A 23,425-nucleotide genomic window follows, 5' to 3' on the forward strand; every position below is an offset into this window, starting at 1 on the left:
TTTTTATCCTCCTAAATATTATTTTCTTTTATAAATTTAATAATTTGTTCAAAAGCTCCTACTAATACTTGATTTACAAATTCATCAGGGTAATTGTTAATTCCTGTTCCCTCCGGGAAATATCCTCTTTTAGTAACTGCTTTTTCTACTTGTTCTACTGTTAATCCATTTGCTTGCATTAAATCTCGCAGTGATTTATTTTTTACATCTAATTTATTTTCAAACACATTTACTTGTCCTTTAAACAAATCATCTTTCACTTCATCAAATGGAATTTTTTGTCTTTCATCATCCTTTAATAAAGTAAATTCATTTTCTGAAATTTCTCTATTTTTTTCTTTAACCGGAAGCTCTTCATTTATTTTTTCTATAACTTTATCTTCTTTACTTCCAACCTCTACCTTAAACGCTTCATTTTCATTATTTACATAAAATTTTTCTTTTTTATCTTTATTAAAAATATGAGAAATCATTGAATAATCAAGCTCTAATTCATCAGATAAGCTATGACGATTTTTAGCATCATAAGCCGGATGATTAGTCGTAAACATTTTTCTTTCTTGACCTGTACCTTTTCTTTTAGTTGTCATTCCATCTTTTATAGTTGTAACTTCTGTTTTAAAGTTTAAGAATAAAAGCAAATCTGCCCATTCTTTTGTTAAAGAAGCTGTTTTTTTCTCAAGTTTTAATTCGTATTTATCATAAGATCCTAATTGGTCCGGACTATCTACTTTTCTTTGAGTAGAATGAGCAAGTAACACAACATTTATTCCACTATCTACCACTTCTGACAACTTATTTAATAAATCTTTTCCCCAAACATCAGCTAAGTGCTTGTATCCTGCACCATATCCGTAATCTTCAATATTTTTAACATATTGTCCATTTGAATTTGGTCTACTTGCCACAACATAAGGCTTACATAAATACTCTTCTAAAAAATCAAGCGTATCTATTACTAAAGTTTCACATGGTTTTTCTTTTTTTATCCAATCTAATTGTTGTAAAAATATATTCCAAGATGTAGGGCTTTGTATCCTCTTAACATCCATGTTATTGGTTGACCCTTCTAAATCTATAAACAAAGAATTTGGAAATTTACTTGCAAGAGTTGATTTTCCTACCCCCTCAACACCATAAATTACAACTTTTTGTGCTTTTGCTATTTTTCCTGAATTTATTTCAAACATTAAAATGCACCTGCCTTCCAATTATTAGTATTATTTTCTATCTTTCCATCTTCTATAATTACGCTGCACTCTTCGCCTTTAGAAACTCTAGTAGCAATAACTTGCAAGTCTTGCTTTTCAATCCAAGCCCCAAATTCTTTTAATGTATCTAAATCTAATTGTTCTAACTTGTCCATAAGCACGAATCCACATTCAGGATTTAACGCTTTTACAATTGATGTAGCAACAACTAACTGTTCACTACTTGACATCCCATCCCATTTTTGTCCGTTAAAAGTAAGTTCTCCGTCTTCTATAGATAAGCCATTTAATGGTAAATTTGCATTTTTAAGAAGCGACATTTTTTTATTTCTAATATCAGCAAGTTTTTCAGAAAGTTCATCATATTGCATTTTAAATTTATTTGCTTCATCTTGAGCTCTATATTTATTTAAATTTTCATCAATCTTTTTGTTTATAAGTTCAATATTATTTATTGAATTTACTATTTCTTCTGTTGATTCATCTTTAAGTTCTTCAACTGTTTTTTTAGCATTTAAGATATTATCAACCCTATTATTTAACCTTGATAAAACTTCATCTTTTTTAATTTGGAGCTCTTTTATTTTTTCTTCTAAGTTTTTATATAACTCTTGGTCTGATTCTTGACTTCTTACAAGCTCTTTAAGATTTTCTCTATGTTTTTGATTTTCTCCGTTTTTATAAAGTATAGATTGTTGCTCGTTTATCAAATCAATTACTGATATTTTTTCTCTTGGAACATCTTTATGTTCAATAAGCTCATCTGCATACTTTTGTTTTTGGTCTTTTATCCGACCTATCTCGTATCTTTCATTGTATGTTCTTTGTTCTTGATTTAATAATTTTTGAAATTCTTCTTCAAGCCCTATTAATCCTAAAAGCATTCTTCCTTTTTCTAAATTACTTGCTTCCATAAATTTTGGAATATCTAAAGCAAAAGTTGAGATAAAACTATCTAATAATTGCTGACCTGCTTTTTGTCCGCTAGGGTCTGTTACTTTTAAATCTGAATTTTTTCCTTTTCTTTCAACTACCAATCCATTTGTTAAAGTTAGTTTTAAGTAAGGATCCAAAACAGAATCATCATTTTTGGGATTAGTAGGTTTATATTTATTTCCACCTAATACCCACGCTATACTGTCAAGTATTGAAGTCTTCCCTTGGCGATTATTCCCACCTATTATAGTTAGACCATTTTTTGATGGTTCTAATTCAATAGCTTTAATTCTTTTTACATTTTCTAGCTCTAAACTATTAATTTTTATTGACATATAGCCCCCTAATCTACAATTCGAACATGGCCTATAGCCCAATCCATGATTAATTCTGCTATATCTCCAATATTCATATTTGATTCATCTGCAAGTTGTTTTATAGTGTTATAAGTTTCTTCTGATACTCGAACTTGTCTTCCATCACGAACACGATTATTTTTTATTTTTCTTATTCTTAATATATTTTCTTTCATTTTTTCTCCTTAATTATTTTATTTGTGTTATAATTAAGTAAATAAGGTGGTGCTTATTTACTATGCTGGTGTTTTACATCGGCTTTTTTCTTTTTTTCATATCTGTGTACAAAAATCTAATCAAAAATATCAGTGGCACTATAAATATCTCTCCACCTATCGCAAAGTAACCTCTATTATTAAAACCATCTATCATCGCTATAACTGTTATTAATACACATACTAGAGCTAATAAGATGTAATGCTTGTCAATTTTTCGTTTTTTCATAATTCCCCCTTTAAATATTTCTCAAGCCTAATTTTATAAATGTAGTATTCATAATTTTTAGGATGCTTGACTGCTACCCCGAACGGAAATACTCCTTGTTGAAGTGCAAGTCTGAGTGCTTGTTCTGAAATATTTAGCTTTTCAGACGCTTCTTTTATATTTACTGTTTGCAAATCTTTCATTGTTTTATTTCCTTTTGTTAATTACCAATTTTCATTAGAATTTGAATAATTTTTACTGAGGCTAGTTCGCTAGTCTCTTTCTTTATATTCAATAACTGTATATTCTCCATCTGCTTTTATTGTGTAATTGCTTCTATCGTCAAATATTTCTTTTTCTTCCATTCTCTCTCCTTTCTGTGGTTGGTGTTATTTTACGGTTTAACCGTGTTATCGATTAAAAAATTAATGGAATCATAAGATATTCCATAAAGCTTTTCTATTTCAGGTAATTTATTAACTTTTGGGAATGTTCTTCCTTTTTCCCAACTTATCAATGTAGGTTCAGAAACGTTTAGCCATTTAGAAGCTTCCAACGTGCTTAACCCTTTATTAACCCTTAACGCTTTTAAAGTGTATTTCTTTGTCACTCTCTCACCTCCTTGTGTGTTATTTTTTTATCCTTTGCTATAATAGTTATAGAAAGGAGGTATATATGAAACTTGATTTTGATATTGTTCGTAAAGTTTTAATTGAAATAGAAAATATTGACTCTTTGAATAAGGAATTAATTTATAAACCTAATTCTGATGGAGAGAACGTTATATACGCTCTTATAAAACTTGAAGAAGCCAATATGATTAATTGTCATGTGATTCGTGCAGATAACGGAATAGTTATGGTTAGAGTGTTTTCGTTAACATGGCAAGGTCATCAATTATTAGATGATATTAGGTCTTCAAAAGCTTTTAATTTCGCTAAATCAAAATTAAAAGACGTCGGGTCATTTTCAATCTCAATATTAGGACAAGTTGCTAGTCAATACTTATTAAATCAGTTAGGCTTATAGTCCAAATTTTCTTTTTTCTATAAGCTCTTCCAACGAGGTGTTTTTTATATATTCAAAAGAATATATAGGACATCTCGCATTTTTTTTAAATGAAAATAAATCTATAAAATTCCACTTGCTTTGTTGAAAATTATTTGATAAAAGCCAAATTTTCTTATGTTCTCCAAGCTCTTCAAGTAAATCTCGTTTATTTAATTCTTCAATCAATTCTTCGCTTGATATTTTTGATAAGTCCATATTCCCCTCCTTTACACAAAATTCATTATTATATTAATCACAGTTAAAGCAATTAATATATAAAGTAATATCTTTATTGTCTTTTCATTATTTTTCATATATAATTACAAGTGAGATAGTTAAGGCTTATCGCCCTAACTTATCTACTATTTTTGAGATGATGTCAATCACTTTTTCAATTATCATCAGTATCGTTAGTGCTATGATTAATTTGTGATTGTCATCTTTTTTTATATCTCTTTTCCGTTTTCTTCTCACTTGTTTGCCCCCTTTCTTCAACTTATGAATATATATTATCACGGTTAAAACGTGTTGTCAATACTTTTTTAAGTTTTTTTTATATTTTTTTATGTTCTACTTAAATTTATTATTGTTTTTACCGTGAATATGTGATATATTAGTAATTAATAAAGGAGATGTAATTATGAAAAATTTAGAGAACAAAGAAATTTTTGCTAAAAATCTTAAATATTATATGGATAAAAACAATTTAGATAGAAATAAATTATGTGAAGACCTAGATTTAAAATATATGACTTTAAGCGATTGGATAAATGCAAAAACATATCCAAGAATTGACAAAATAGAGTTATTAGCCGACTACTTCAAAATTAATAAGTCCGATTTGATAGAAGATAAAACCACTCCCCCACTCCCTAAAGAATTTATCCCTTTAACAAAAATAAAGAAAATCCCAATACTAGGATATGCTCCATGTGGCTCATTTAGTTGGGCAGAAGAAGATTTTCAAGGATATTTTGTCGCTGATGAACTTATAAAAGCTGATTATTGTTTAGTCGCAAAAGGCGATTCAATGATTGACGCTGATATAAATGACGGTGATATTGTATTCATGAAGCATACTCAAGAGGTTGAAAATGGACGTATAGCAGTAGTTAGGATTGATGATACTGTAACACTTAAAAAGGTAATAAAACTCTCCGATAAAGTCATTCTACAGCCTTATAATAATGAATACGAACCTATTATACTTCAAGATGAACCTAAAGCAAGTATCGTTGGAGAGATGGTTGGGGTTTATAAGGTTAGGTAGGTTGGTTGGAGATACAGTTTTTCTTAAAAAAACTCCTGATGTTGAGAATGGGAAAATAGCTGCTGTATTAATCGACAATGAAGCAACACTAAAAAAAGTAATTAAAACAAATGATGTTATAATTCTTCAACCTTGCAATTCTAATAGCAACCTATATAAGCCTATTCTATTAGATGGAAAAGAAGATACAATGATATTAGGTGAAATGGTGGGTGTTTATCACCCTTACAAGAAATAGGAGAAGTAATATGTTTAAAAATAAAAGTTTTTTGTGGTGGATATTAGTTGGCTGGTGGATATTTTTATTATACATAATATCAATTGGTTGGATAATAGAACCTGTAAAATATTTTTCTAATAAAAATAAAAATATTCCTAAATATAATAACTTAAATTTAATAGTTGCTGGGACATATTTTAGAAAAAAAGAAATTGAAGAATTTATGAAAAAAAATAGCGAAAATTTATGGGATAAAATTTCTCCAAATTCTAGAACTTTATTTAAATATAAATCCATACGTAACTATTCTAATGTTGAGCTTATTAGAGAACCCAATAATGAATATGATTCTAATGCAATAGCTGTAATACTTGATGGATTTAAGGTTGGGTATATTTCTTCAAATGATAATATTCAAGTTGGTTCAATTCTAAAAAATATTAAAAATATTTCAGCTGATATAAATGGTGGTGATTTCAAAAAAATTGACAAAGATGGTGATTTAATAAAAATTTTAAATGATTATAATATTACAATACATTTAAGTTGTTAGAAAAAGAAAGAGATCCTCTTTTTGAAAATACTAAAGAACAATATGCTAATTTATTGGGTGTTAATAAAGAGGTATTAGAATATATAGTATAGTGGATAATGAATAAAAAAGATAGGAGTAGAAAATGCAAAATGAGTTAATAGAAGTGAACGGAATACAAATTGGTCTTTTTACGGAAGATCACAAGAATGATTATATTAGTTTAACTGACATAGCGAAATATAAAAACAGCGAAGATCCCAGAATAGCTATCTCAAATTGGATGAGTTCTTATTCAACTATAGATTTTCTTGCTGTTTGGGAAGAGATAAATAACACTAATTTTAACCGTATGGAATTCCATACGGTTAGAAGTGAAAAAGGTAGATTAGTGATGACTCCTAAAAAATGGATTGAAACTACTAACGCAATAGGCTTAACCCTCAAAGTTGGGAAATACGGAGGAACATACGCTAAAATGGTAAAAATCAAAAAGGAGACGAATACTTATGAATATAGAAAGTAAATATCTACAAAAAATTAAAATAAATAAATCCTTTACTGCAAATAGAATAGAATTTCCTATGGCAAATGAATATGTAGCCTTAGAGTTAATTGATGAAGAAAATGACGATAATTATTTATTTGATATAAATAGAAAGCAAGCAATAGAAATAAGATGCACTTATCAAACAAGATATAATAAAACAATTCAATTATTAAGACTAGATTTAAATAGTAAGCCTCACAAAAATCCTGACGGTGAAATAATTAAAGAGGCACATATTCATATATACACCGAAGCTTATGGAACAGCTTATGCGGTAAGGCTAGATAACCCTATTTTACATGAAATAAATCCCACATTTGATTTAAAAAAACTAAAGACTGAAAATATTCAAGAATTATTTGTTGCTTTTTCAGAATTTTGCAACATCAAAAATATTCCAGCCTTTAATACAGTTATTTAAGTATATTTATTTCTTTTTTAATTAACGACCATAAAATAGGGTATATCCCATATTCTTTTAGTGCATTTAAAGAATCTTCATTAATTTTGTTTTCATCATTTATGATTACAATATTTAGTGTACCTTTTTTTCTTGTACTAACTATATCATTCCACGAAAAGATTATTTGTTTTGATTTATTTATATCTAAACTATTAACAACATCAATAATTCTTTCAGGATTGTTGCTAGTTCTAGGCAAAACGTAATCATAACTATTTTGCAACCTAGACTTCCCAATAAAGCTTATATTTTCAGTAAAAATTATATTGTTTTTCTCGAAAAAAGCATTCACTTCTTCAAAGAATATATTGCTAATATTTGATCTATTTAAAACAAACATATCATTAATAGAAATTATCGTTTGTAATAATTTGTGCTTTGCTTCTGGTAATTCTTTTAAGGAATTTACTTTTACAAACAACACCCCATTATTAAGCATTACACCGTTTCTGTTAATAATTATATTCATTAATTCTTTTCTTTTATTGGAATTAAACTCAAAGCCAGACATTAATAAATCATTAATAGTATAACCCATATCACTAACTTGAGCAGGAACTCCGTTTTTCGTTTTTATATATACTTGAGTGTAATCATTGTGTCTGTCAAGAAAAGGAGTAGTTATTTCTATTAAATTATCGTTTATACTTGTTTGAGTGATGTTATTATACAACCAATCAGTATATTCTTTAATATAATCCATTATAATCTCCTTTAACTTTATTTTAATATATACATATTATACCATCTAAAATTAAATTAATAAACAATAAATAAAAACACCCCTACCACTCTCACCTGGTAAGGGATATGTGAATAGAGTATATTGCTATACATCTCTTAACAACAATATTATAGCATATACTCGTTTCGTTGTACACAAAATACATGAAAGGAGTATTTTTTATGGCTAAAAGATTAAAATTACCTAATGGATTCGGTAGTGTTTATACACTAAATGGTAAAAGAAGAAAAAAATATGCCGCACGAATTACTATTAACTCAAGTCCAGATGGCAAACAAATTAGGAAATATATAGGCTATTATGCAAAATATGCTGATGCATTAAATGCTTTATCAGAATATAATACAAATCCCTATGATGTTGATCTAAGTAAATTCACTCTTTTAGAGTCTTATGAAAATTACAAAAAATGGAAATTTCCAGATTTATCAAATAGTTCTATATTAGGCTATCAAGCTGCTTTTAATCATGTATCAATTCTTCATAATAAAGCACTGATATATATTACATCTGATGATTTACAAAATATACTTGATGATAAAAGTATAGGTAATGGAATTAAAAGAAAAATCATAGTGTTGTTTAATCAGTTATATTCATACTATTGCGAAGATATACCTCAATTAAAAAAAATAACCAATAAACTTAGAATTAAATCATTTGTTAAAATTGATAATGCTGATGTAAAAGAAAAAGTATTTACAATGGACGAAATACAAACATTATGGGATAACATAAATAATTTTAATGATTTAGATATAATATTAATACTTTTATATACTGGATTTAGAATAAATGAATTATTAATGTTAAAAACAAAAAATGTTCATTTAGAAGAAGGTTATTTACAAGGTGGAAATAAAACAAAAAATAGTATAAATAGAAAAATTCCTATCCATTCCAAAATTAAAAAATTTATTGAAAAAAGATATGATCCTGATAAGGAATACTTGATAAGAAATAAATTTGATGAAAGGTTTAAGTATAGTAATTTTAAAAGAGAGAGATTTGAAAGAATAATGACATCATTAAATATGAAACATACTCCTCATGATACAAGGCATACAGTTGCAACATATTTACAAATTAATGGTGCAGACAAAATTGCTATAAGACAAATATTAGGACACGCAGGTAAAGATATAACTGAAGAAGTATATACTCATGCAATAATAGAAAATCTATCAAAAAATATAGAATTATTAAAATAAAATTTTGTAGGCTACTTGTAGGCTACTTGTAGGCTACGTACAAAAATGCTCACGAATTGTGAGCTATATATACAACTAAAAAACGTTGGAATATAAGCATTCCAACGTTTTGTAATTTGTATGATATTATCTCTTTGAGAATTGTGATGATTTTCTTGCTTTCTTTAAACCTGGTTTCTTTCTTTCCTTCTTTCTTGAATCTCTTGTCAAGAAACCTGCTCTTTTTAATACTGGCTTTAATTCTTCATCAACTTCTAATAAAGCTCTTGATACACCATGTCTGATAGCTCCTGCTTGACCTGTGAATCCACCACCTTTAACGTTAACTTTAACATCAAATTGTCCTAATTTTTCTGTTAATTTTAAAGGAGATTTTGCTAATTCTTTAAGTGTTTCATATCCAAAATATTCTTCAATATCTTTTCCATTAATTGTGAATGTTCCTTGTCCAGGTAAAAGTCTAACTCTTGCTACAGCAGATTTTCTTCTTCCTGTACCGTAAAATTGTTCGCTCATGATACCTCCCTTAAATTTCTAATGCTTCCGGATTTTGACCACCATGTTTGTGATCCGGTCCTGCATATACATGTAATTTTTTAAACATTTGTCTACCTAATGAATTTTTAGGCAACATACCTTTAATTGCATGTTCTAAGATTCTTTCTGGATGCTTTGCTAAAACATCTTTATAAGGGATTTCTCTTAAACCACCAGCATAACCTGTGTAGTGCTTGTAAACTTTATAGTTTGCTTTGTTACCTGTTACTCTGATTTTATCAGCATTTACGATAACTACGTAGTCACCTGTATCTACGTGTGGTGTGTAAATTGGTTTTGTTTTACCTCTTAAAATAGAAGCAACTTTAGATGCTACATCACCCAAAACTTTATCTGTTGCATCAATAACATACCATTTACGCTCAACTTCATTGTGTTTTGCTAAAAATGTGCTCATTTTTATCCTCCTGTTTCTTTTTTATATCTAGCCTCATTAATTTAGAACTCGCCAAATGAGGTGGCGATTTTGTACATTCGACGATTTCTTTATCGCACATCGACGCTGCGATTTTAGATCGTAGATATCTAAAAAGAATCAAGATTCTCTTTAAATACCTATATATTATATAGTTTTTATCACTATTTGTCAAATTATTTAGTATTTTATTTCTACTAAATATAATCCTTGTGGTCCATAAGTTTTTGCGGCTCTTTCAATTTTTTTTTCAAAAATTTCATTTACATAATTTACTTCTCTAAACCCTCTACCTATATCTATCAGCAATCCAACCATAATTCTTATTTGATTATGTAAAAAAGATTGAGCTTCAAATTCTAAAATAATATCCTCATCTAATCTATAAATTTCAATGTTTGTAATATTTCTTACAGGATTTTTATCTTGCCCCAACTTCATAAATGCTGAAAAATCATGTTCTCCTTTTAATAAATTTGCAGCTAATTTCATATTATTTATATCTAAATCATGCTTTATATGAAGTTTATAATTCCTTTGATGTGGATAGAAAACTTTCGAATTGCAGATTACATATCTATATTTTTTCGATTTAGCATCAAATCTAGAGTGAAAATCTTTTTTAACCTCTTTCGATTCAATAATTGATATATCAGATGGTAAATATTTTTTTAATTTAAATTTATATGCTTCTGCCGGTAATACTGAATTTGTTAAAAAATTTGATACATGCATTGTAGCATGTACTCCGGCATCTGTTCTACCCGCTGAAATAATTGATATTTCCTCTTTGTTTAATCTTTTCAAAGCTTTTTCAAGCTCTCCTTGTACAGTTCTTACATCTGGTTGAATTTGAAAACCGTTAAAATTTGAGCCATCATAAGCTACTGTCAACTTTATATTTTTCATAAAAACATTCCCGCTACAACCAAAGAAACAAAAAATATAGCTACAATTGCAAATACAATATAGTCCATTTTTTTTAACTTTAATGGATTCAATCTTGTACGCCCTTCAGATCCTCTATACCCTCTGGATTCCATTGCAATAGCTAATTCTTTAGCTCTTCTAAATGAATTGATAAATAATGGCACTAATAATGGTATCATGCTTTTAGCTTTTTTCATTATATTTCCTGAATCAAATTCCGCTCCCCTTGCTAATTGAGCTTTTCTTATTTTATTTGCTTCATAAAATAACGTAGGAATAAATCTCAAGGCAATAGATATCATCATTGCCATCTCATGTGCCGGAAACTTTACAATTTTTAAAGGACTTAATAAAGCTTCTATTCCATCTGTTAATTTAGTTGTACTAGTTGTTAAAGTTAAATATGATGTACCGATTACTAAAAGTATAAGTCTAACGCCTATATATATCGCTCTTTCTATGCCTTCCCAAGTAATAGTTAGACCTATAAATCCAAATAATTCTCTTCCCGGAGTAGAAAATATATGAATTATAGTTGTAAAAACTAAAATAAATATTATAGATTTTAGTGATTTTAATATGCTAATAAAGCTTAGGTTTGCAATTTTAATAGTTAAATATACAAATAAAAACATTGGAATATAATAGATTAAATTATTAATCAAAAACAATGTAATCATGTACATAAATACTAAAATAATCTTAATTCTAGGATCTAATTTATGAACAATTGTATCTCCCGGAACATATTGCCCTAGTGGTGAATTATTCATCTTTACCTCCTAGCTGTTTTAACAATATTTCATATGCATCTTTTACATTTATAATTGTTTTATCAAAATTATAACCCTTATCTTTTAATAAACTCGTTACTTTCGTTATCTGAGGAATATCAAGTCCTATATTTTCTAATTTTTCTCCATTGCTATATATAATTTCCGGGATATTGTCATCAAAAACTTTACCATCAGACATTACTATAACTCTATCTGCAATTTTTGCAATATCCTCCATAGAATGTGATACCACAACAACTGTAAGTTCATCATCTGATTCATAAATTTTTCTTAATTCCCCTAAAATTTCATCTCTTCCTTGTGGATCTAATCCTGCAGTAGGTTCATCCAAAATTAAATATCTTGGTTGCATTGCTAAGATAGATGCTATGGCAACTCTTCTTTTTTGTCCTCCAGATAGGTCAAATGGAGATTCATCTTTATATTTTTCATAATCCAAACCTACTAATTTCATAGATTCTTTTACCCTTTTTTGCACTTCTTCTTCAGGTAAATTTAAATTTTTAGGTCCAAATGCTATATCTAAAGCTATAGTCTCTTCAAATAATTGATATTCCGGATATTGAAAAACTAAACCTACTTTTTGTCTTACTTGCTTTAAATTTGATTTATTAGATTCTGATACATCTTCTCCATCAACATTAACTGTACCTTCTGTAGGATAAATTAACCCATTAAATAATTGTACCATTGTAGATTTACCGGATCCGGTATGCCCAATAACTCCAATAAATTCATTTTTATTTATTTTTAAATTAACATCATCCAATGCATACTTATCATCGGATGAATTATATTTGTATTTTACATTTTTTAATTCTATACTCATAAAGCATCTACCAACTCATCAATTGTTAAAATATCACTAGAAATATTTATTCCTGATTTATTTAATAAATAAGCCAATTCTGTTACCTGAGGAACGTCTAACCCATAGCTTTTAATTTTTTCAACATGACTAAATACTTCTCTTGGACTACCATCCAAAACTATATTTCCTCTATCAATCACTACAACTCTATCAGATAATACGGCCTCATCCATATAATGTGTAATATTAATCACCGTCTTTTTCTCTTCTTTATTTAGTTTTAATGCATGATTCATTACATCTTTTCTTCCCGTAGGATCAAGCATTGATGTGGGTTCATCAAATACAACAATCTCGGGTTTCATCGCCAAAACCCCTGCTATTGCAACACGTTGTTTTTGTCCGCCTGATAGCATATGAGGAGCATGTTTTCTGTATTTATACATACCAACAGCATTCAAGGATTCATCAACTCTATGCCTTAATTCAGGATTTGGTATTCCAAGATTTTCCGGTCCAAATGCCACATCTTCTTCAACAACAGTAGCAACAATCTGATTATCAGGATTTTGAAAAACCATTCCTACTTTCTCACGTATTTTCCATATATCTGATGTTTTTGTGTTATCTTCATCAATAATAACATCTCCTTCAACAGGTAATATTTGTGCATTTAATAATTTTGCTAATGTTGATTTACCTGATCCATTTCTCCCTAAAATAGACACAAACTCGCCCTTTTTTATATTTAAATTTATATTTTTTAAAACATATTCTTCATCATCACTATATTTAAAATTTAAATTTTTAATCTCTATCATTAATCTACATCCGCCTTAGCTTCACCTTTTCTAATCATTTCTTGCTTTTCAAACTCTGTTGGTGATAAATTTGTACTACTTTCATATATAACTACAGCAGTATTAATTGGTACATTTTCAAATATTTTTTTCATAGCAGCCGGTGGTGTATTTATACATGAACTACTTCCCCATGTTTTATATATACTTCCACCATATTCTTCTCTTGTACTTGTATCATGTATACCTGAGCCAGTCCAACCAACCGGCATCCAATATTCAACAGGATATACATAATCCTCTCCGGTAATAGCATTTGAGCCTACAAGTTTCTTTCCTCTTTCTTTAGACCATATTTTGTTTACACCTGTTGGAGTAGTGGCATTTCTTGATCTTGCATCACCAGATATTATATCCGTATCAACTAAAAGTTTTCCATCTTTATAAAACCACATATGTTGTCTGGAAAGATCTATTTCTATATATGTATTTCCTATATCATCTTTTCCTCTATGCATTGCTTCCATCTCATATACAATTTTAACTCTACCACCCTCATTTGCACCTATCATTTTGATAAGATTTTCGACGGTCTTATCTACATCCATTTTCCATCCATAAATTCCTCCCGGAACAGTAATTTCTCCCAATCCAGTAGCCTTAAATTTATGTTCTTTAGCATAAGTATTTGTTTGTCTAGCTATTTTAATTACGTATTTTTCTATTTTTTCTTTGTCTAAAACATATTTTCCATTCTCTACATTATACATTTCAAAAATATCTTTACCTTTTAATTCAAATTTTCTATCTTCAAAATCAAATAAGTAATTTAATTTCGCAATTTTCTTTATTTTATTTAAATCTTCTTTAATTTGTTTAGAATCAGATAATAATTTTGGATTAATATACTCTTTATCAAGAATAAGCTTATTTTTTCCTTTAACTAATGCATCATTTATGGATAAAATTGTTTTATCAATATTTAAATTATCTCCCAATTTATGATCAGTAACAATATAATCTTTTCCATTATATTCAATTTTAGCATCAACAGGATTTATCGTATTTTTTTTAAAATCTGATGATTTTAATATATTTTCTAATGCTTTTTTATTATAAACAACATCATACTCTACACTATAATTATGACTTTTAAAAATATCAATTGGCCAAATTAAGGCGTTTTGATTAGGGGCATTATTAACCTTTTTTATTTTTTTATTAAGTTCAATATCAGAATATCTGATATCCAATTTTTTATTATTTCTACCCTCAATCTGCAATTTAGATTTTAAATTGCTATTTTCTTCATTTTTAAATAAGTTATTTAACAACACAAAACTTTTGTTATTTCCATTTATTTTGGTACCTGGATAAGAAAATTCGCTAAAAATAAATACTCCTATTAGATAAATAATTATAAATGAAATAAATATATATAATAAATGTTTTTTATTTTTCATTTTTCCCTCCATACCTATACTAATATATATTACCACAAAAGTTTTATTTAAACAATTACTCTTAAATATAAAAAAAGGACAGAATACTCTGCCCATACATTATAAAATTTATTAAACTAATTCTAGGATTGCCATTTCTGTAGCATCCCCTCTTCTTGGTCCAAGTTTTAATACTCTTGTATATCCACCATTTCTTTCTTTATATTGTGGACCATATTCGTCAAATAATTTTTTTACAACATCTGTTTTATAGATATAAGCTAACGCTTGACGTCTTGCATGTAAGTCACCTCTTTTAGCTAATGTAATCATTTTATCAGCAATTCTTTGAGCTTCTTTAGCTCTTGTTACTGATGTTTGGATTCTACCATTTTCTAAAAGTGATTGAACAAGGTTTCTTAACATTGCATTACGGTGGTCAGTTCTTCTACCTAATTTTCTTAAATTTGACATAATGCCTCCTAATTACTCATCCTCATTATCATCTAATAATCTTAGTCCTAAACTTTCAATTTTTTCCTTAACTTCAACAAATGACTTTTTACCAAAATTTTTAATTTTAGCTAGTTGATCCATTGGAACTTCAAGTATTTGTTCTACTGTATTCAAACCTGCTCTCTTCAAGCAATTAAATGCTCTTAAATTTAAATCAAGTTCTTCTATTGTTAAGCTTAGTAATTGTTGAGTTTCATCTTCATTATCTTCTTCATCGTCTTCAGTTACTACAACTTCTTGATCAATATTTGGTAATTCTGTAAAGAAGTTTAAATAATTAATTAAGATTTTTGAGCCATCAGCAACAGCTTCCTGAGGTGTAATTGTACCATTTGTTGTAACTTCTAATATTAATTTATCAAAATCAATTATTTGACCAACCCTTGTTTTTTCAACAATAAAGTTAACCTTTGTTACCGGTGTGAATGATGAATCTATAGAAATTAATCCAATTGGAGCATTTTCCATTTTATGTTGTTCAGCTACAGAATATCCTGTACCATCTACAACAGTTAAATCCATATGTATAGATCCTTCATCATTAATTGTTGCAATATAATGATCTTTATTTACTATTTCTAAATCAGAATCGCCTGTTATATCTCCGGCTGTTACAATTTTTGGTCCTTCAACATCTAATCTTAAATTAATTGGTTCGTTGTTATTCGAAAGTTTTTTTATGGCTATTCCTTTTATATTTAAAATTATTTCCGGAACATCCTCTATTACACCCTTTACTGTTGTAAATTCATGTAATACACCTTCATCAAACTTAATACTTGATATTGCTGATCCTGGTAGTGAAGACAATAGTACTCTTCTCATACTATTTCCCAAAGTTGTCCCGTAACCCCTTTCTAATGGAGAGATTACGAAACGACCTAGATTTTTTTCTTCGTTTATTTCTAAAATTTCAATCTTTGTATTTAGCTTTTCTATCACGGATTTGCCTCCTGTGCTTTAAACTATTATCTTGAATACAACTCAACTATTAATTGTTCATTTATTTCAAAATCAATATCTTCTCTATTTGGATTAGATTCTACTTTTCCTTCTAATTTTTCTGTATCAACGCTAACCCATTTAGCTTGATTCCATACTTTATCTTCTGTATATTTAAATATTCCATTTCTTCTTGATTTTTCTCTTACAGTAATTACATCACCTTGTGCTAATCTATATGAAGGAATATCAACTTTGCTTCCATTTACTAAGAAATGTCCGTGTGAAATCAATTGTTTTGCTTCATTTCTAGTTTTAGCAAATCCCATTCTGTAAACAACATTGTCAAATCTTAATTCTAATAATTGTAAAAGATTTTCACCTGTAATACCAGACATCTTTTCAGCTGTCTTATATACTTTTCTAAATTGTTTTTCTAAAATTCCGTAAACAAATTTAGCTTTTTGTTTTTCTTTTAATTGTAATCCATATTCACTTAATTTGTTTTTTCCTTTTCCAGGATTTTTATTTGATTTTTTATTAATTCCTAATACTTGTGGTGCTAATCCTAATGCTCTAGCTCTTTTAAGTACCGGTCCTTTATATCTTGCCATATCTTAAATCCTCCCCCTATACTCTTCTCTTCTTTGGTGGTCTACAACCATTGTGAGGTATTGGAGTTACGTCTTTAATTCTGTTGATTGTTAAACCTACAGTTTGTAAAGCTCTTATTGCTGACTCTCTTCCTGATCCTGGTCCTTTAACAAAAACTTCTACAGTTTTTAAACCATGTTCCATAGCTTTTTTAGCTGCTTCTTCAGCTGCTTGTTGTGCAGCAAATGGAGTAGATTTTCTAGAACCTTTAAATCCTAATTGACCAGCTGATGCCCAAGAAATAGCATTACCATTCATATCTGTTAACATAACCATTGTATTGTTGAATGTTGAATTGATATGAGCTTGGCCTCTTTCTATTTGCTTTCTATCTCTTTTTCTTACACGAGTTTGTTTGCCACGTGCATTTTTAGTTGCTTTTGCCAAATTCTACCCCCTATTTTTTCTTACCTTTACGAGTTCTTGAATTATTTTTAGTATTTTGACCTCTAACAGGTAGATTCATTTTATGTCTACGTCCTCTATAACTGTTAATTTCACGAAGTCTTTTAATATTCATACTAATATCTCTTCTTAGATCTCCTTCAAGTGTATACTTTTCAATTTGATCTCTAATTGCTGATAATTCGCTTTCTGTAAGATCCTTAACTCTTGTGTCAGGATTTACTCCAGCATCAGATAATATTTTATTTGATCTTGCTCTACCAATTCCGAAGATATATGTTAATCCAATTTCTACTCTTTTTTCTCTTGGTAGATCAACGCCTGATATTCTTGCCAAAGTCCTGCCTCCTTAACCTTGCTTTTGTTTGTGTTTTGGATTTTCGCAAATTACCATTACTTTACCTTTTCTTCTGATAATTTTACATTTTTCACACATTTTTTTTACTGATGGTCTTACTTTCATAAAATCCCCCTATTTCTTTCTCCAAGTAATTCTTCCCTTGGTTAGATCGTAAGGTGACATTTCAACTGTAACCTCGTCACCCGGAAGAATTCTTATATAATTCATTCTTAATTTTCCTGAAATGTGAGCTTGTATTTCATGTCCGTTTTCAAGTTCTACAATAAATATTGTATTTGGTAAAGCTTCCTTTATCTTACCTGAAACTTCTATTACTTCTTTATTTGACATAGATTAAGCTTCCTCCTGTAATTTCAATTTAATATTTCTTTTAATTAACAAGTCATCAATTTTATCAATAGATTTTAATTTTTCAAAATCTTCAATACTTTGATTTACTATTTGTAAATGTTTTTTATTCTTCTTTTTTGGATTATTGATTTTTTTATCTTTTCCATTAACTAATAGAATATAATCCTCATCTACAAACTCATACACGATATATACTTTTCCTTTGTCACGTCCCTGCTTTGATACACAAAGCTGACCCAAAACAAATTCACATCTATTTTTTTTCGTTAAGCTCATATGAATTACTTCAGAGAATTTTCTATTTCTACATAAACTTCATCAATTTCATTATTACCATTAAATTTTTGTAATTTACCAACTTTTTCGTAATAATTAATCAATGGTGAAGTTTGTTCTTCATATATTTCTATTCTTTGTCTAGCGGTTTCTTCATTGTCATCTGGTCTTTGAACTAATTGTGAACCACAAACATCACATATTCCCTCAACTTTTGGAGGAAGATTTGTAACATGATATGTTGCTCCACAGTTTTTACATACTCTTCTTCCAGATATTCTTGAAATTAAAACTTCTATATCTGCATCTATATAAATAACTTTTGTAAGCTCTCTACTATTTTTTGACAACCATTCGTCCAAAGCTTTTGCTTGATTAATATTTCTAGGATACCCATCTAACATAAATCCAGCATTTAAGGTTTCATTAGATAAACGATCAAATACTAATTCATTTGTTAATTCATCAGATACCAAAGAACCTGATGCGATTATCTCTTTAACTTTTAATCCAAGTTCTGTTTCTTCTTTAATATTTTTTCTGAATATATCTCCCGTTGAAATATGTGTTACTCCAAAATTATTAATGATTTTTGTAGCTTGGGATCCCTTACCAGCTCCCGGAGGTCCTAATAATATTAATATCATAACTTTCCCCTTATTTATTTAAGAAACCTTTATAATGTCTCATTTGCATCATTGCTTCTAATTGTTTTTCAGTCTCAATAATTACACCAACAGCGATAATTATTGATGTACCACCTAACATTAATGCAATACCCATAAAATGTCCAAATAATCTTGGTGCAGCGGCAATAATACCTAATCCTAAAGCCCCTATTAATGTAATTCTGCTTACTATTTTTGCTAAAAAGTCTGTGGTTGGTTTCCCAGGTCTAATACCTGGAATAAATCCACCATTTTGTTGTAAATTTTTTGAATATTCATATGGGTTAAATTGTATTGAATTATAGAAGTATGCAAATACTATAACTAGTAAAAATTGTACAACAACTAACGTCAATACACTTATAGTTGAATTTGAATTCAAATACTTTTGTACGAAACTTGCAAATCCACCACCAGTTATCAATGCTATTGTTTGAGGTAATGCTAATAATGATGAAGCAAAAATTACAGGCATAACACCACTCATATTAACCTTAATTGGAATATGAGTCGATGATCCACCGTACATTTTTCTACCAACAACTCTTTTAGCGTATTGTACTGGAATTCTTCTTTCACCTTGTGTTAGTAAAACTACAAATACTACTGATAATAATGTTATTACTAACAGAATTAATGCTTTCCACCATACTTGTGAAAATTGTCCTGATAATAATGTTCTTACCCATCCAATAATTGAATCCGGTAATCTTGAAATTATTCCTAAGAAAATTATCATAGAAACACCGTTACCAATACCATGTTCTGTAATCATTTCACCAATCCATACGATAAATTGTGAACCGGCAACTAATGCGGTAATTACAATAAATTTAGGTAAAAATCCTTGAGCAGTAAATACTGTACTAAAAATACCAATAACGATACCGTATGCTTGTAAAATTGCTAACACTAATCCTAAAACTTTTGTTATTTTTTGAATTTTCTTTCTTCCTTGTTCACCTTGTTTTGATAATTCTTCCAATTGAGGAATTGCGAATGTTAACAATTGAACAACAATTGATGATGTAATATATGGTCCAACCCCTAAAGCAAATACTGATAAACTTGCTAGTCCACCACCAGTTATTTGGTTAAGTATTCCAAGTATTGAACCTGCTGCTCCAGAATAGATTTGTTTAACAATTTTGATGTCAACAAAAGGTAATGGCAAAACATTACCTAATCTGAATACAACTAACATCAATAATGTAAAAATTAATTTTTTTCTTAAATCTTCAATTTTCCAGGCATTTGCAAATGTTCTAAACATCTTAAATCACCTCTGCCCTTCCCCCTAGAGAATTAATTTTCTCTTCTGCAGATTTAGTAAACTTATGGGATTTAACAACTAGTTTCTTTTCTAATTCTCCAGAACCCAAAATCTTAATACCGTCTTTAGCTTTTGCTCTTTTTACTAATCCAGCTTCAAATAATAATTCTGGTGTTATTTCTGTTCCTTCTTCAAATCTATTCAATTGAGATAAGTTAACTTCACCATATTGTTTTGCAAAATTATTTGTAAAACCTCTTTTTGGTAATCTTTGGAATAAAGGCATTTGGCCACCTTCAAATCCTGGTCTTACGCCACCACCTGATCTAGCCTTTTGTCCTTTTTGTCCACGTCCAGATGTCTTTCCCCATCCTGAAGCGTGACCACGTCCAACTCTTTTCTTTCTCTTAACTTCTCCACCTGGTGCCGGTCTTAAATCATGTAATTTCATCGTACACCTCCTATTTCACTTCTTTAACTTCAAGCATAAAGTCAATTGACTTAACCATACCTAATATAGCTGGTGTTGCTTCTTTAACTACAGTTTGTCCAATTCTTCTTAACCCTAATGCTTCAACAGTTCTAATATGTTTTTCTAATCTACCGATTTTACTTTTAATAAGTTTTATTTCTAATTTAGCCATTTTATCCTCCTAGTTTAGTATTTCATCAACACTTTTACCACGAAGTTTAGCTACTTCTTCAACTGTCTTGATTGCTTTTAATCCAGCTATTGTTGCGTTAACAACACTCTTAGCATTTGATGAACCTAATGATTTAGCACGAATATTTGTTATACCAGCTAATTCACATACGGCACGAACTGGACCACCAGCGATAACACCAACCCCTTCTTTAGCAGGTTTTAACAGTACTAAACCAGCACCTTTAGCCCCGTAAATTTCGTGAGGAATTGTTCCGTTAACTACATTAATATTTACAGCATTTTTCTTTGCATCTTCAACACCTTTTCTGATAGCTTCTGGTACTTCATTTGCTTTACCCATACCAACTCCTACAGAGCCTTTTCTGTTTCCAACAACTACTAATGCTGAAAATCTCATTGTTCTACCACCTTTAGCTACTTTAGTAACTCTAGCGATATCAACAACTTTTTCTTCATATTCTGATAAGTTTTGTTTTTTATCTTTTCTCATGTTTCCTCCCGACTAAAATTTCAAACCAGCTTCTCTTGCTGATTCTGCTAGTTCTTTTACTTTGCCGTGATATATATAACCTGATCTATCGAATACTACTTTTTCTATACCTTTTTCTAATGCACGTTTTGCAACTAATGCTCCAACTTTTTTAGCTGATTCAATATTTGCCCCTACATTTTCACCTTTTAATTCTTTGTCTAATGTTGAAGCACTTACTAAAGTTACTCCATTAACATCATCAATAATTTGAGCATAGATGTTAGCATTACTCTTATACATATTTAGTCTTGGTTTGTCAGGAGTACCACTAAGTTTTTTTCTAACTCTTAAATGTCTAGCTTTTCTATTTTCTTTTTTACTGAATTTTGACATAATCACTCCCTCCTATTTACCAGTCTTACCAACTTTTCTTCTAATGTATTCGTCAGAGTATTTAATACCTTTTCCTTTATATGGTTCTGGTGATCTAAATGCTCTTATTTTTGCAGTGTAGTTACCAACTAACTGTTTGTCGATACCACTAACAATAATAACTCTTTCATTAGGTACTTCAGTTGTTATTCCTTCTGGATCTTCTAAAATTACAGGGTGTGAAAAACCTAAGCTTAAGTTTAACTTATTACCTTGTTTTTGTGCTCTATATCCAGTACCAATTATTTCTAATTGTTTTTTATATCCTTCAGTTACCCCTATAATCATGTTTGCGATTAATGTTCTGTATAATCCGTGCAATGATCTATGTTGTTTTGATTCTGAAGGTCTTTTTACTGTTACTTGATTTTCTTCAAATTCTAATTCGAATCCTCTGCCTACTTCTTGTGTTAAATTTCCTTTAGGACCTTTTACTTCTACTAGTCCATCGTTAAATTTAATTTCAACACCAGCAGGGATTTCTATTGGTTTTAATCCAATTCTTGACATATCTTCCTCCTTGTTGAAATACTACCAAACGTAGCAGATTACTTCGCCACCTACATTTTCTTGTCTTGCTTTTTTATCTGTCATCATTCCCTTTGATGTAGAAACTATTGCAGTACCTAAACCGTTCAATACTTGAGGTATATCTTGTGCTGCAACATATACTCTACGTCCAGGTTTTGAAATTCTCTTTAATCCTGAAATTACTCTTTGTTCATCAACATATTTTAAGTCAATTGTAATAATTCCTTGTTTATCATCTTCTGTTACGTAAAAACCTTTAATATATCCTTCGTCTAATAAAATTTGAGCAAGGTCTTTTTTAATATTAGATGCTGGAACTTCTACTGATTTGTGTTTTGCTAAATTACCGTTTCTAATTCTTGATAGCATATCTGCTATTGGATCAGTCATCATAAGTATATACCTCCCTCTTACCAACTTGATTTTTTCACACCAGGTATTTCACCCTTGTATGCAAGTTCTCTAAAACATATACGACAAATTCCATATTTTTTTAATACTGAATGTGGTCTACCACATAGACTACATCTTGTGTATTCTCTTGTTGAGAATTTTTGTTTTCTTTGTTGTTTTGCAATCATTGACTTTTTAGCCATATTATCTCCTTACTTACTTCTTAAAGGGCATACCTAATTTTGCTAGTAATGCTCTACCTTCTTCATCAGTTTCAGCAGTAGTTACAACAATTATATCCATTCCTCTTATTTGTTCAATTTTATCAAATACGATTTCTGGGAAAATTAATTGTTCTTTAATACCTAAAGCATAATTTCCTCTACCATCAAATGATGTTGATGAAACACCTCTAAAGTCTCTAACTCTAGGTAATGCAATATTAACTAATTTATCAAAAAAGTCTTCCATTCTTTTTCCACGTAAAGTTACTTTACATCCGATTGATTGTCCTTCACGTAGCTTAAAGTTAGAAATTGATTTTTTAGCTTTTGTAATTACTGGATGTTGTCCTGTAATTGTTCTCAATTCTTCTACAGCTGATTCTAATAGTTTTACATTATCTTTAGCTTCACCTAAACCAATGTTTACTATTATTTTTTCAAGTTTTGGAGCCTGCATAACATTTTTATATTCAAACTCTTTTACTAACGCAGGTAAAACTTCATTTTTATATAATTCTTTTAATCTTGAAGCCATTGTTT

The 23,425-nt window shown here is 29.2% G+C and carries 41 protein-coding genes; 7 read left to right on the plus strand and 34 right to left on the minus strand.

The genetic code is table 11. The features are described 5' to 3' along the window. Nucleotides 1-11: 11 nt before the first annotated feature. The 6 genes from EQF90_RS06475 to EQF90_RS06500 form a co-directional block, all read right to left on the minus strand. Nucleotides 12-1,190 (minus strand): ATP-binding protein, encoded by a 1,179-nt coding sequence (locus EQF90_RS06475; protein WP_134711495.1) that lies wholly within the window; start codon nucleotides 1,188-1,190, stop codon nucleotides 12-14. After that, complete coding sequence (locus EQF90_RS06480) at nucleotides 1,190-2,482, minus strand: AAA family ATPase (RefSeq protein WP_134711496.1); 1,293 nt, start codon at nucleotides 2,480-2,482, stop codon at nucleotides 1,190-1,192. Before EQF90_RS06480 ends, EQF90_RS06475 begins: the two co-directional genes overlap by 1 nt. 8 nt (nucleotides 2,483-2,490) lie before the next feature. Next, nucleotides 2,491-2,679, minus strand: a complete 189-nt coding sequence (locus tag EQF90_RS06485; RefSeq protein ID WP_134711497.1) for a hypothetical protein — start codon at nucleotides 2,677-2,679, stop codon at nucleotides 2,491-2,493. A 73-nt stretch (nucleotides 2,680-2,752) separates the two neighbouring features. Next, nucleotides 2,753-2,947: a hypothetical protein gene (locus EQF90_RS06490; RefSeq protein WP_134711498.1), complete on the minus strand. Its 195-nt coding sequence runs from the start codon at nucleotides 2,945-2,947 to the stop codon at nucleotides 2,753-2,755. Continuing rightward, entirely contained in the window at nucleotides 2,944-3,129 is a 186-nt protein-coding gene (locus EQF90_RS06495; RefSeq protein WP_134711499.1) for a hypothetical protein, read from the minus strand. Before EQF90_RS06495 ends, EQF90_RS06490 begins: the two co-directional genes overlap by 4 nt. Before the next feature lie 191 nt (nucleotides 3,130-3,320). Beyond that, the gene (locus EQF90_RS06500) at nucleotides 3,321-3,536 is read right to left on the minus strand and encodes a helix-turn-helix transcriptional regulator (protein ID WP_134711500.1); all 216 of its coding nucleotides are present in this window, start codon (nucleotides 3,534-3,536) and stop codon (nucleotides 3,321-3,323) included. 65 nt (nucleotides 3,537-3,601) lie between these two features. On the opposite strand from EQF90_RS06500, the gene EQF90_RS06505 reads away from it, so the two are divergent. Then, nucleotides 3,602-3,955: a DUF2513 domain-containing protein gene (locus EQF90_RS06505; RefSeq protein WP_134711501.1), complete on the plus strand. Its 354-nt coding sequence runs from the start codon at nucleotides 3,602-3,604 to the stop codon at nucleotides 3,953-3,955. On the opposite strand, the gene EQF90_RS06510 is transcribed toward EQF90_RS06505, so the two are convergent. Together EQF90_RS06510 and EQF90_RS06515 are read right to left on the minus strand one after the other, a co-directional pair. After that, complete coding sequence (locus EQF90_RS06510) at nucleotides 3,950-4,192, minus strand: hypothetical protein (RefSeq protein ID WP_134711502.1); 243 nt, start codon at nucleotides 4,190-4,192, stop codon at nucleotides 3,950-3,952. The two genes, EQF90_RS06505 and EQF90_RS06510, sit on opposite strands and share 6 nt — an antisense overlap. Nucleotides 4,193-4,318: 126 nt before the next feature. Continuing rightward, nucleotides 4,319-4,450, minus strand: coding sequence for a hypothetical protein (locus tag EQF90_RS06515; RefSeq protein WP_280633467.1), 132 nt, complete (start codon nucleotides 4,448-4,450; stop codon nucleotides 4,319-4,321). Nucleotides 4,451-4,616: 166 nt separating this feature from the next. Between EQF90_RS06515 and EQF90_RS06520 the strand changes: the two genes are divergently transcribed. From EQF90_RS06520 to EQF90_RS06540, 5 genes are all read left to right on the plus strand, one after another. After that, nucleotides 4,617-5,246 (plus strand): LexA family transcriptional regulator, encoded by a 630-nt coding sequence (locus EQF90_RS06520; protein WP_134711503.1) that lies wholly within the window; start codon nucleotides 4,617-4,619, stop codon nucleotides 5,244-5,246. Next, the gene (locus EQF90_RS06525; protein WP_245152881.1) at nucleotides 5,224-5,484 is read left to right on the plus strand and encodes a LexA family protein; all 261 of its coding nucleotides are present in this window, start codon (nucleotides 5,224-5,226) and stop codon (nucleotides 5,482-5,484) included. Before EQF90_RS06520 ends, EQF90_RS06525 begins: the two co-directional genes overlap by 23 nt. Before the next feature lie 10 nt (nucleotides 5,485-5,494). Next, entirely contained in the window at nucleotides 5,495-6,019 is a 525-nt protein-coding gene (locus EQF90_RS06530) for an HIRAN domain-containing protein (RefSeq protein ID WP_134711505.1), read from the plus strand. Nucleotides 6,020-6,143: 124 nt separating this feature from the next. Continuing rightward, nucleotides 6,144-6,524, plus strand: a complete 381-nt coding sequence (locus tag EQF90_RS06535) for a KilA-N domain-containing protein (RefSeq protein ID WP_134711506.1) — start codon at nucleotides 6,144-6,146, stop codon at nucleotides 6,522-6,524. Beyond that, a complete protein-coding gene (locus tag EQF90_RS06540; protein ID WP_134711507.1) occupies nucleotides 6,508-6,969 on the plus strand; it encodes a DUF6978 family protein in 462 nt (153 codons plus the stop codon). The genes EQF90_RS06535 and EQF90_RS06540 overlap by 17 nt, the downstream gene beginning before the upstream one ends. On the opposite strand, the gene EQF90_RS06545 is transcribed toward EQF90_RS06540, so the two are convergent. Next, nucleotides 6,962-7,714: a DUF1829 domain-containing protein gene (locus EQF90_RS06545; RefSeq protein WP_134711508.1), complete on the minus strand. Its 753-nt coding sequence runs from the start codon at nucleotides 7,712-7,714 to the stop codon at nucleotides 6,962-6,964. The two genes, EQF90_RS06540 and EQF90_RS06545, sit on opposite strands and share 8 nt — an antisense overlap. Nucleotides 7,715-7,917: 203 nt before the next feature. On the opposite strand from EQF90_RS06545, the gene EQF90_RS06550 reads away from it, so the two are divergent. Then, complete coding sequence (locus EQF90_RS06550) at nucleotides 7,918-8,967, plus strand: tyrosine-type recombinase/integrase (RefSeq protein ID WP_167604071.1); 1,050 nt, start codon at nucleotides 7,918-7,920, stop codon at nucleotides 8,965-8,967. 126 nt (nucleotides 8,968-9,093) lie between these two features. On the opposite strand, the gene rpsI is transcribed toward EQF90_RS06550, so the two are convergent. The 25 genes from rpsI to rplE form a co-directional block, all read right to left on the minus strand. After that, complete coding sequence (gene rpsI / locus EQF90_RS06555; RefSeq protein ID WP_134711510.1) at nucleotides 9,094-9,483, minus strand: 30S ribosomal protein S9; 390 nt, start codon at nucleotides 9,481-9,483, stop codon at nucleotides 9,094-9,096. Nucleotides 9,484-9,493: 10 nt separating this feature from the next. Further along, entirely contained in the window at nucleotides 9,494-9,922 is a 429-nt protein-coding gene (gene rplM, locus EQF90_RS06560; protein WP_134711511.1) for a 50S ribosomal protein L13, read from the minus strand. Between the two features lie 198 nt (nucleotides 9,923-10,120). Further along, entirely contained in the window at nucleotides 10,121-10,849 is a 729-nt protein-coding gene (gene truA, locus EQF90_RS06565) for a tRNA pseudouridine(38-40) synthase TruA (protein WP_134711512.1), read from the minus strand. Next, nucleotides 10,846-11,643, minus strand: a complete 798-nt coding sequence (locus tag EQF90_RS06570; protein WP_134711513.1) for an energy-coupling factor transporter transmembrane component T family protein — start codon at nucleotides 11,641-11,643, stop codon at nucleotides 10,846-10,848. Before EQF90_RS06570 ends, truA begins: the two co-directional genes overlap by 4 nt. Then, nucleotides 11,636-12,496, minus strand: coding sequence for an energy-coupling factor transporter ATPase (locus tag EQF90_RS06575; RefSeq protein WP_134711514.1), 861 nt, complete (start codon nucleotides 12,494-12,496; stop codon nucleotides 11,636-11,638). The genes EQF90_RS06570 and EQF90_RS06575 overlap by 8 nt, the downstream gene beginning before the upstream one ends. Continuing rightward, nucleotides 12,493-13,299 (minus strand): energy-coupling factor transporter ATPase, encoded by an 807-nt coding sequence (locus EQF90_RS06580; protein ID WP_134711515.1) that lies wholly within the window; start codon nucleotides 13,297-13,299, stop codon nucleotides 12,493-12,495. Before EQF90_RS06580 ends, EQF90_RS06575 begins: the two co-directional genes overlap by 4 nt. Next, nucleotides 13,299-14,741 (minus strand): L,D-transpeptidase family protein, encoded by a 1,443-nt coding sequence (locus tag EQF90_RS06585; protein WP_167604073.1) that lies wholly within the window; start codon nucleotides 14,739-14,741, stop codon nucleotides 13,299-13,301. Before EQF90_RS06585 ends, EQF90_RS06580 begins: the two co-directional genes overlap by 1 nt. 111 nt (nucleotides 14,742-14,852) lie before the next feature. After that, the gene (rplQ, locus tag EQF90_RS06590) at nucleotides 14,853-15,194 is read right to left on the minus strand and encodes a 50S ribosomal protein L17 (protein WP_134711517.1); all 342 of its coding nucleotides are present in this window, start codon (nucleotides 15,192-15,194) and stop codon (nucleotides 14,853-14,855) included. Nucleotides 15,195-15,206: 12 nt separating this feature from the next. Next, nucleotides 15,207-16,178: a DNA-directed RNA polymerase subunit alpha gene (locus tag EQF90_RS06595; protein ID WP_134711518.1), complete on the minus strand. Its 972-nt coding sequence runs from the start codon at nucleotides 16,176-16,178 to the stop codon at nucleotides 15,207-15,209. Between the two features lie 26 nt (nucleotides 16,179-16,204). Then, a complete protein-coding gene (gene rpsD, locus EQF90_RS06600) occupies nucleotides 16,205-16,792 on the minus strand; it encodes a 30S ribosomal protein S4 (protein ID WP_134711519.1) in 588 nt (195 codons plus the stop codon). Between the two features lie 16 nt (nucleotides 16,793-16,808). Next, nucleotides 16,809-17,219, minus strand: a complete 411-nt coding sequence (rpsK, locus tag EQF90_RS06605) for a 30S ribosomal protein S11 (RefSeq protein ID WP_134711520.1) — start codon at nucleotides 17,217-17,219, stop codon at nucleotides 16,809-16,811. Nucleotides 17,220-17,229: 10 nt separating this feature from the next. Then, nucleotides 17,230-17,574, minus strand: a complete 345-nt coding sequence (gene rpsM / locus EQF90_RS06610) for a 30S ribosomal protein S13 (protein WP_134711521.1) — start codon at nucleotides 17,572-17,574, stop codon at nucleotides 17,230-17,232. Nucleotides 17,575-17,586: 12 nt separating this feature from the next. Beyond that, a complete protein-coding gene (rpmJ, locus tag EQF90_RS06615) occupies nucleotides 17,587-17,700 on the minus strand; it encodes a 50S ribosomal protein L36 (protein WP_005398614.1) in 114 nt (37 codons plus the stop codon). A gap of 9 nt (nucleotides 17,701-17,709) precedes the next feature. Continuing rightward, complete coding sequence (gene infA / locus EQF90_RS06620) at nucleotides 17,710-17,928, minus strand: translation initiation factor IF-1 (RefSeq protein ID WP_134711522.1); 219 nt, start codon at nucleotides 17,926-17,928, stop codon at nucleotides 17,710-17,712. Between the two features lie 3 nt (nucleotides 17,929-17,931). Next, on the minus strand, nucleotides 17,932-18,225 hold the full coding sequence (locus EQF90_RS06625; RefSeq protein ID WP_134711523.1) for a KOW domain-containing RNA-binding protein: 294 nt from the start codon (nucleotides 18,223-18,225) through the stop codon (nucleotides 17,932-17,934). 5 nt (nucleotides 18,226-18,230) lie between these two features. Further along, entirely contained in the window at nucleotides 18,231-18,872 is a 642-nt protein-coding gene (locus EQF90_RS06630; RefSeq protein ID WP_134711524.1) for an adenylate kinase, read from the minus strand. 10 nt (nucleotides 18,873-18,882) lie between these two features. Then, complete coding sequence (gene secY / locus EQF90_RS06635) at nucleotides 18,883-20,166, minus strand: preprotein translocase subunit SecY (protein WP_134711525.1); 1,284 nt, start codon at nucleotides 20,164-20,166, stop codon at nucleotides 18,883-18,885. A 1-nt stretch (nucleotide 20,167) separates the two neighbouring features. After that, on the minus strand, nucleotides 20,168-20,617 hold the full coding sequence (gene rplO / locus EQF90_RS06640) for a 50S ribosomal protein L15 (RefSeq protein WP_134711526.1): 450 nt from the start codon (nucleotides 20,615-20,617) through the stop codon (nucleotides 20,168-20,170). Between the two features lie 10 nt (nucleotides 20,618-20,627). After that, entirely contained in the window at nucleotides 20,628-20,810 is a 183-nt protein-coding gene (gene rpmD, locus EQF90_RS06645) for a 50S ribosomal protein L30 (protein WP_134711527.1), read from the minus strand. Between the two features lie 9 nt (nucleotides 20,811-20,819). Continuing rightward, a complete protein-coding gene (gene rpsE, locus EQF90_RS06650; RefSeq protein ID WP_134711528.1) occupies nucleotides 20,820-21,323 on the minus strand; it encodes a 30S ribosomal protein S5 in 504 nt (167 codons plus the stop codon). A 12-nt stretch (nucleotides 21,324-21,335) separates the two neighbouring features. After that, nucleotides 21,336-21,698, minus strand: a complete 363-nt coding sequence (gene rplR / locus EQF90_RS06655; RefSeq protein WP_280633468.1) for a 50S ribosomal protein L18 — start codon at nucleotides 21,696-21,698, stop codon at nucleotides 21,336-21,338. Nucleotides 21,699-21,710: 12 nt separating this feature from the next. Beyond that, on the minus strand, nucleotides 21,711-22,247 hold the full coding sequence (rplF, locus tag EQF90_RS06660) for a 50S ribosomal protein L6 (protein WP_134711529.1): 537 nt from the start codon (nucleotides 22,245-22,247) through the stop codon (nucleotides 21,711-21,713). Nucleotides 22,248-22,268: 21 nt separating this feature from the next. After that, nucleotides 22,269-22,661 (minus strand): 30S ribosomal protein S8, encoded by a 393-nt coding sequence (rpsH, locus tag EQF90_RS06665; RefSeq protein WP_134711530.1) that lies wholly within the window; start codon nucleotides 22,659-22,661, stop codon nucleotides 22,269-22,271. 17 nt (nucleotides 22,662-22,678) lie between these two features. Then, nucleotides 22,679-22,864, minus strand: coding sequence for a type Z 30S ribosomal protein S14 (locus EQF90_RS06670; protein WP_005398628.1), 186 nt, complete (start codon nucleotides 22,862-22,864; stop codon nucleotides 22,679-22,681). A 13-nt stretch (nucleotides 22,865-22,877) separates the two neighbouring features. Next, nucleotides 22,878-23,420: a 50S ribosomal protein L5 gene (gene rplE / locus EQF90_RS06675; RefSeq protein WP_134711531.1), complete on the minus strand. Its 543-nt coding sequence runs from the start codon at nucleotides 23,418-23,420 to the stop codon at nucleotides 22,878-22,880. Nucleotides 23,421-23,425 lie beyond the last annotated feature (5 nt).

The sequence above is a fragment of the Helcococcus ovis genome, assembly GCF_004524775.2.
GTDB lineage: Bacteria > Bacillota > Clostridia > Tissierellales > Peptoniphilaceae > Helcococcus > Helcococcus ovis.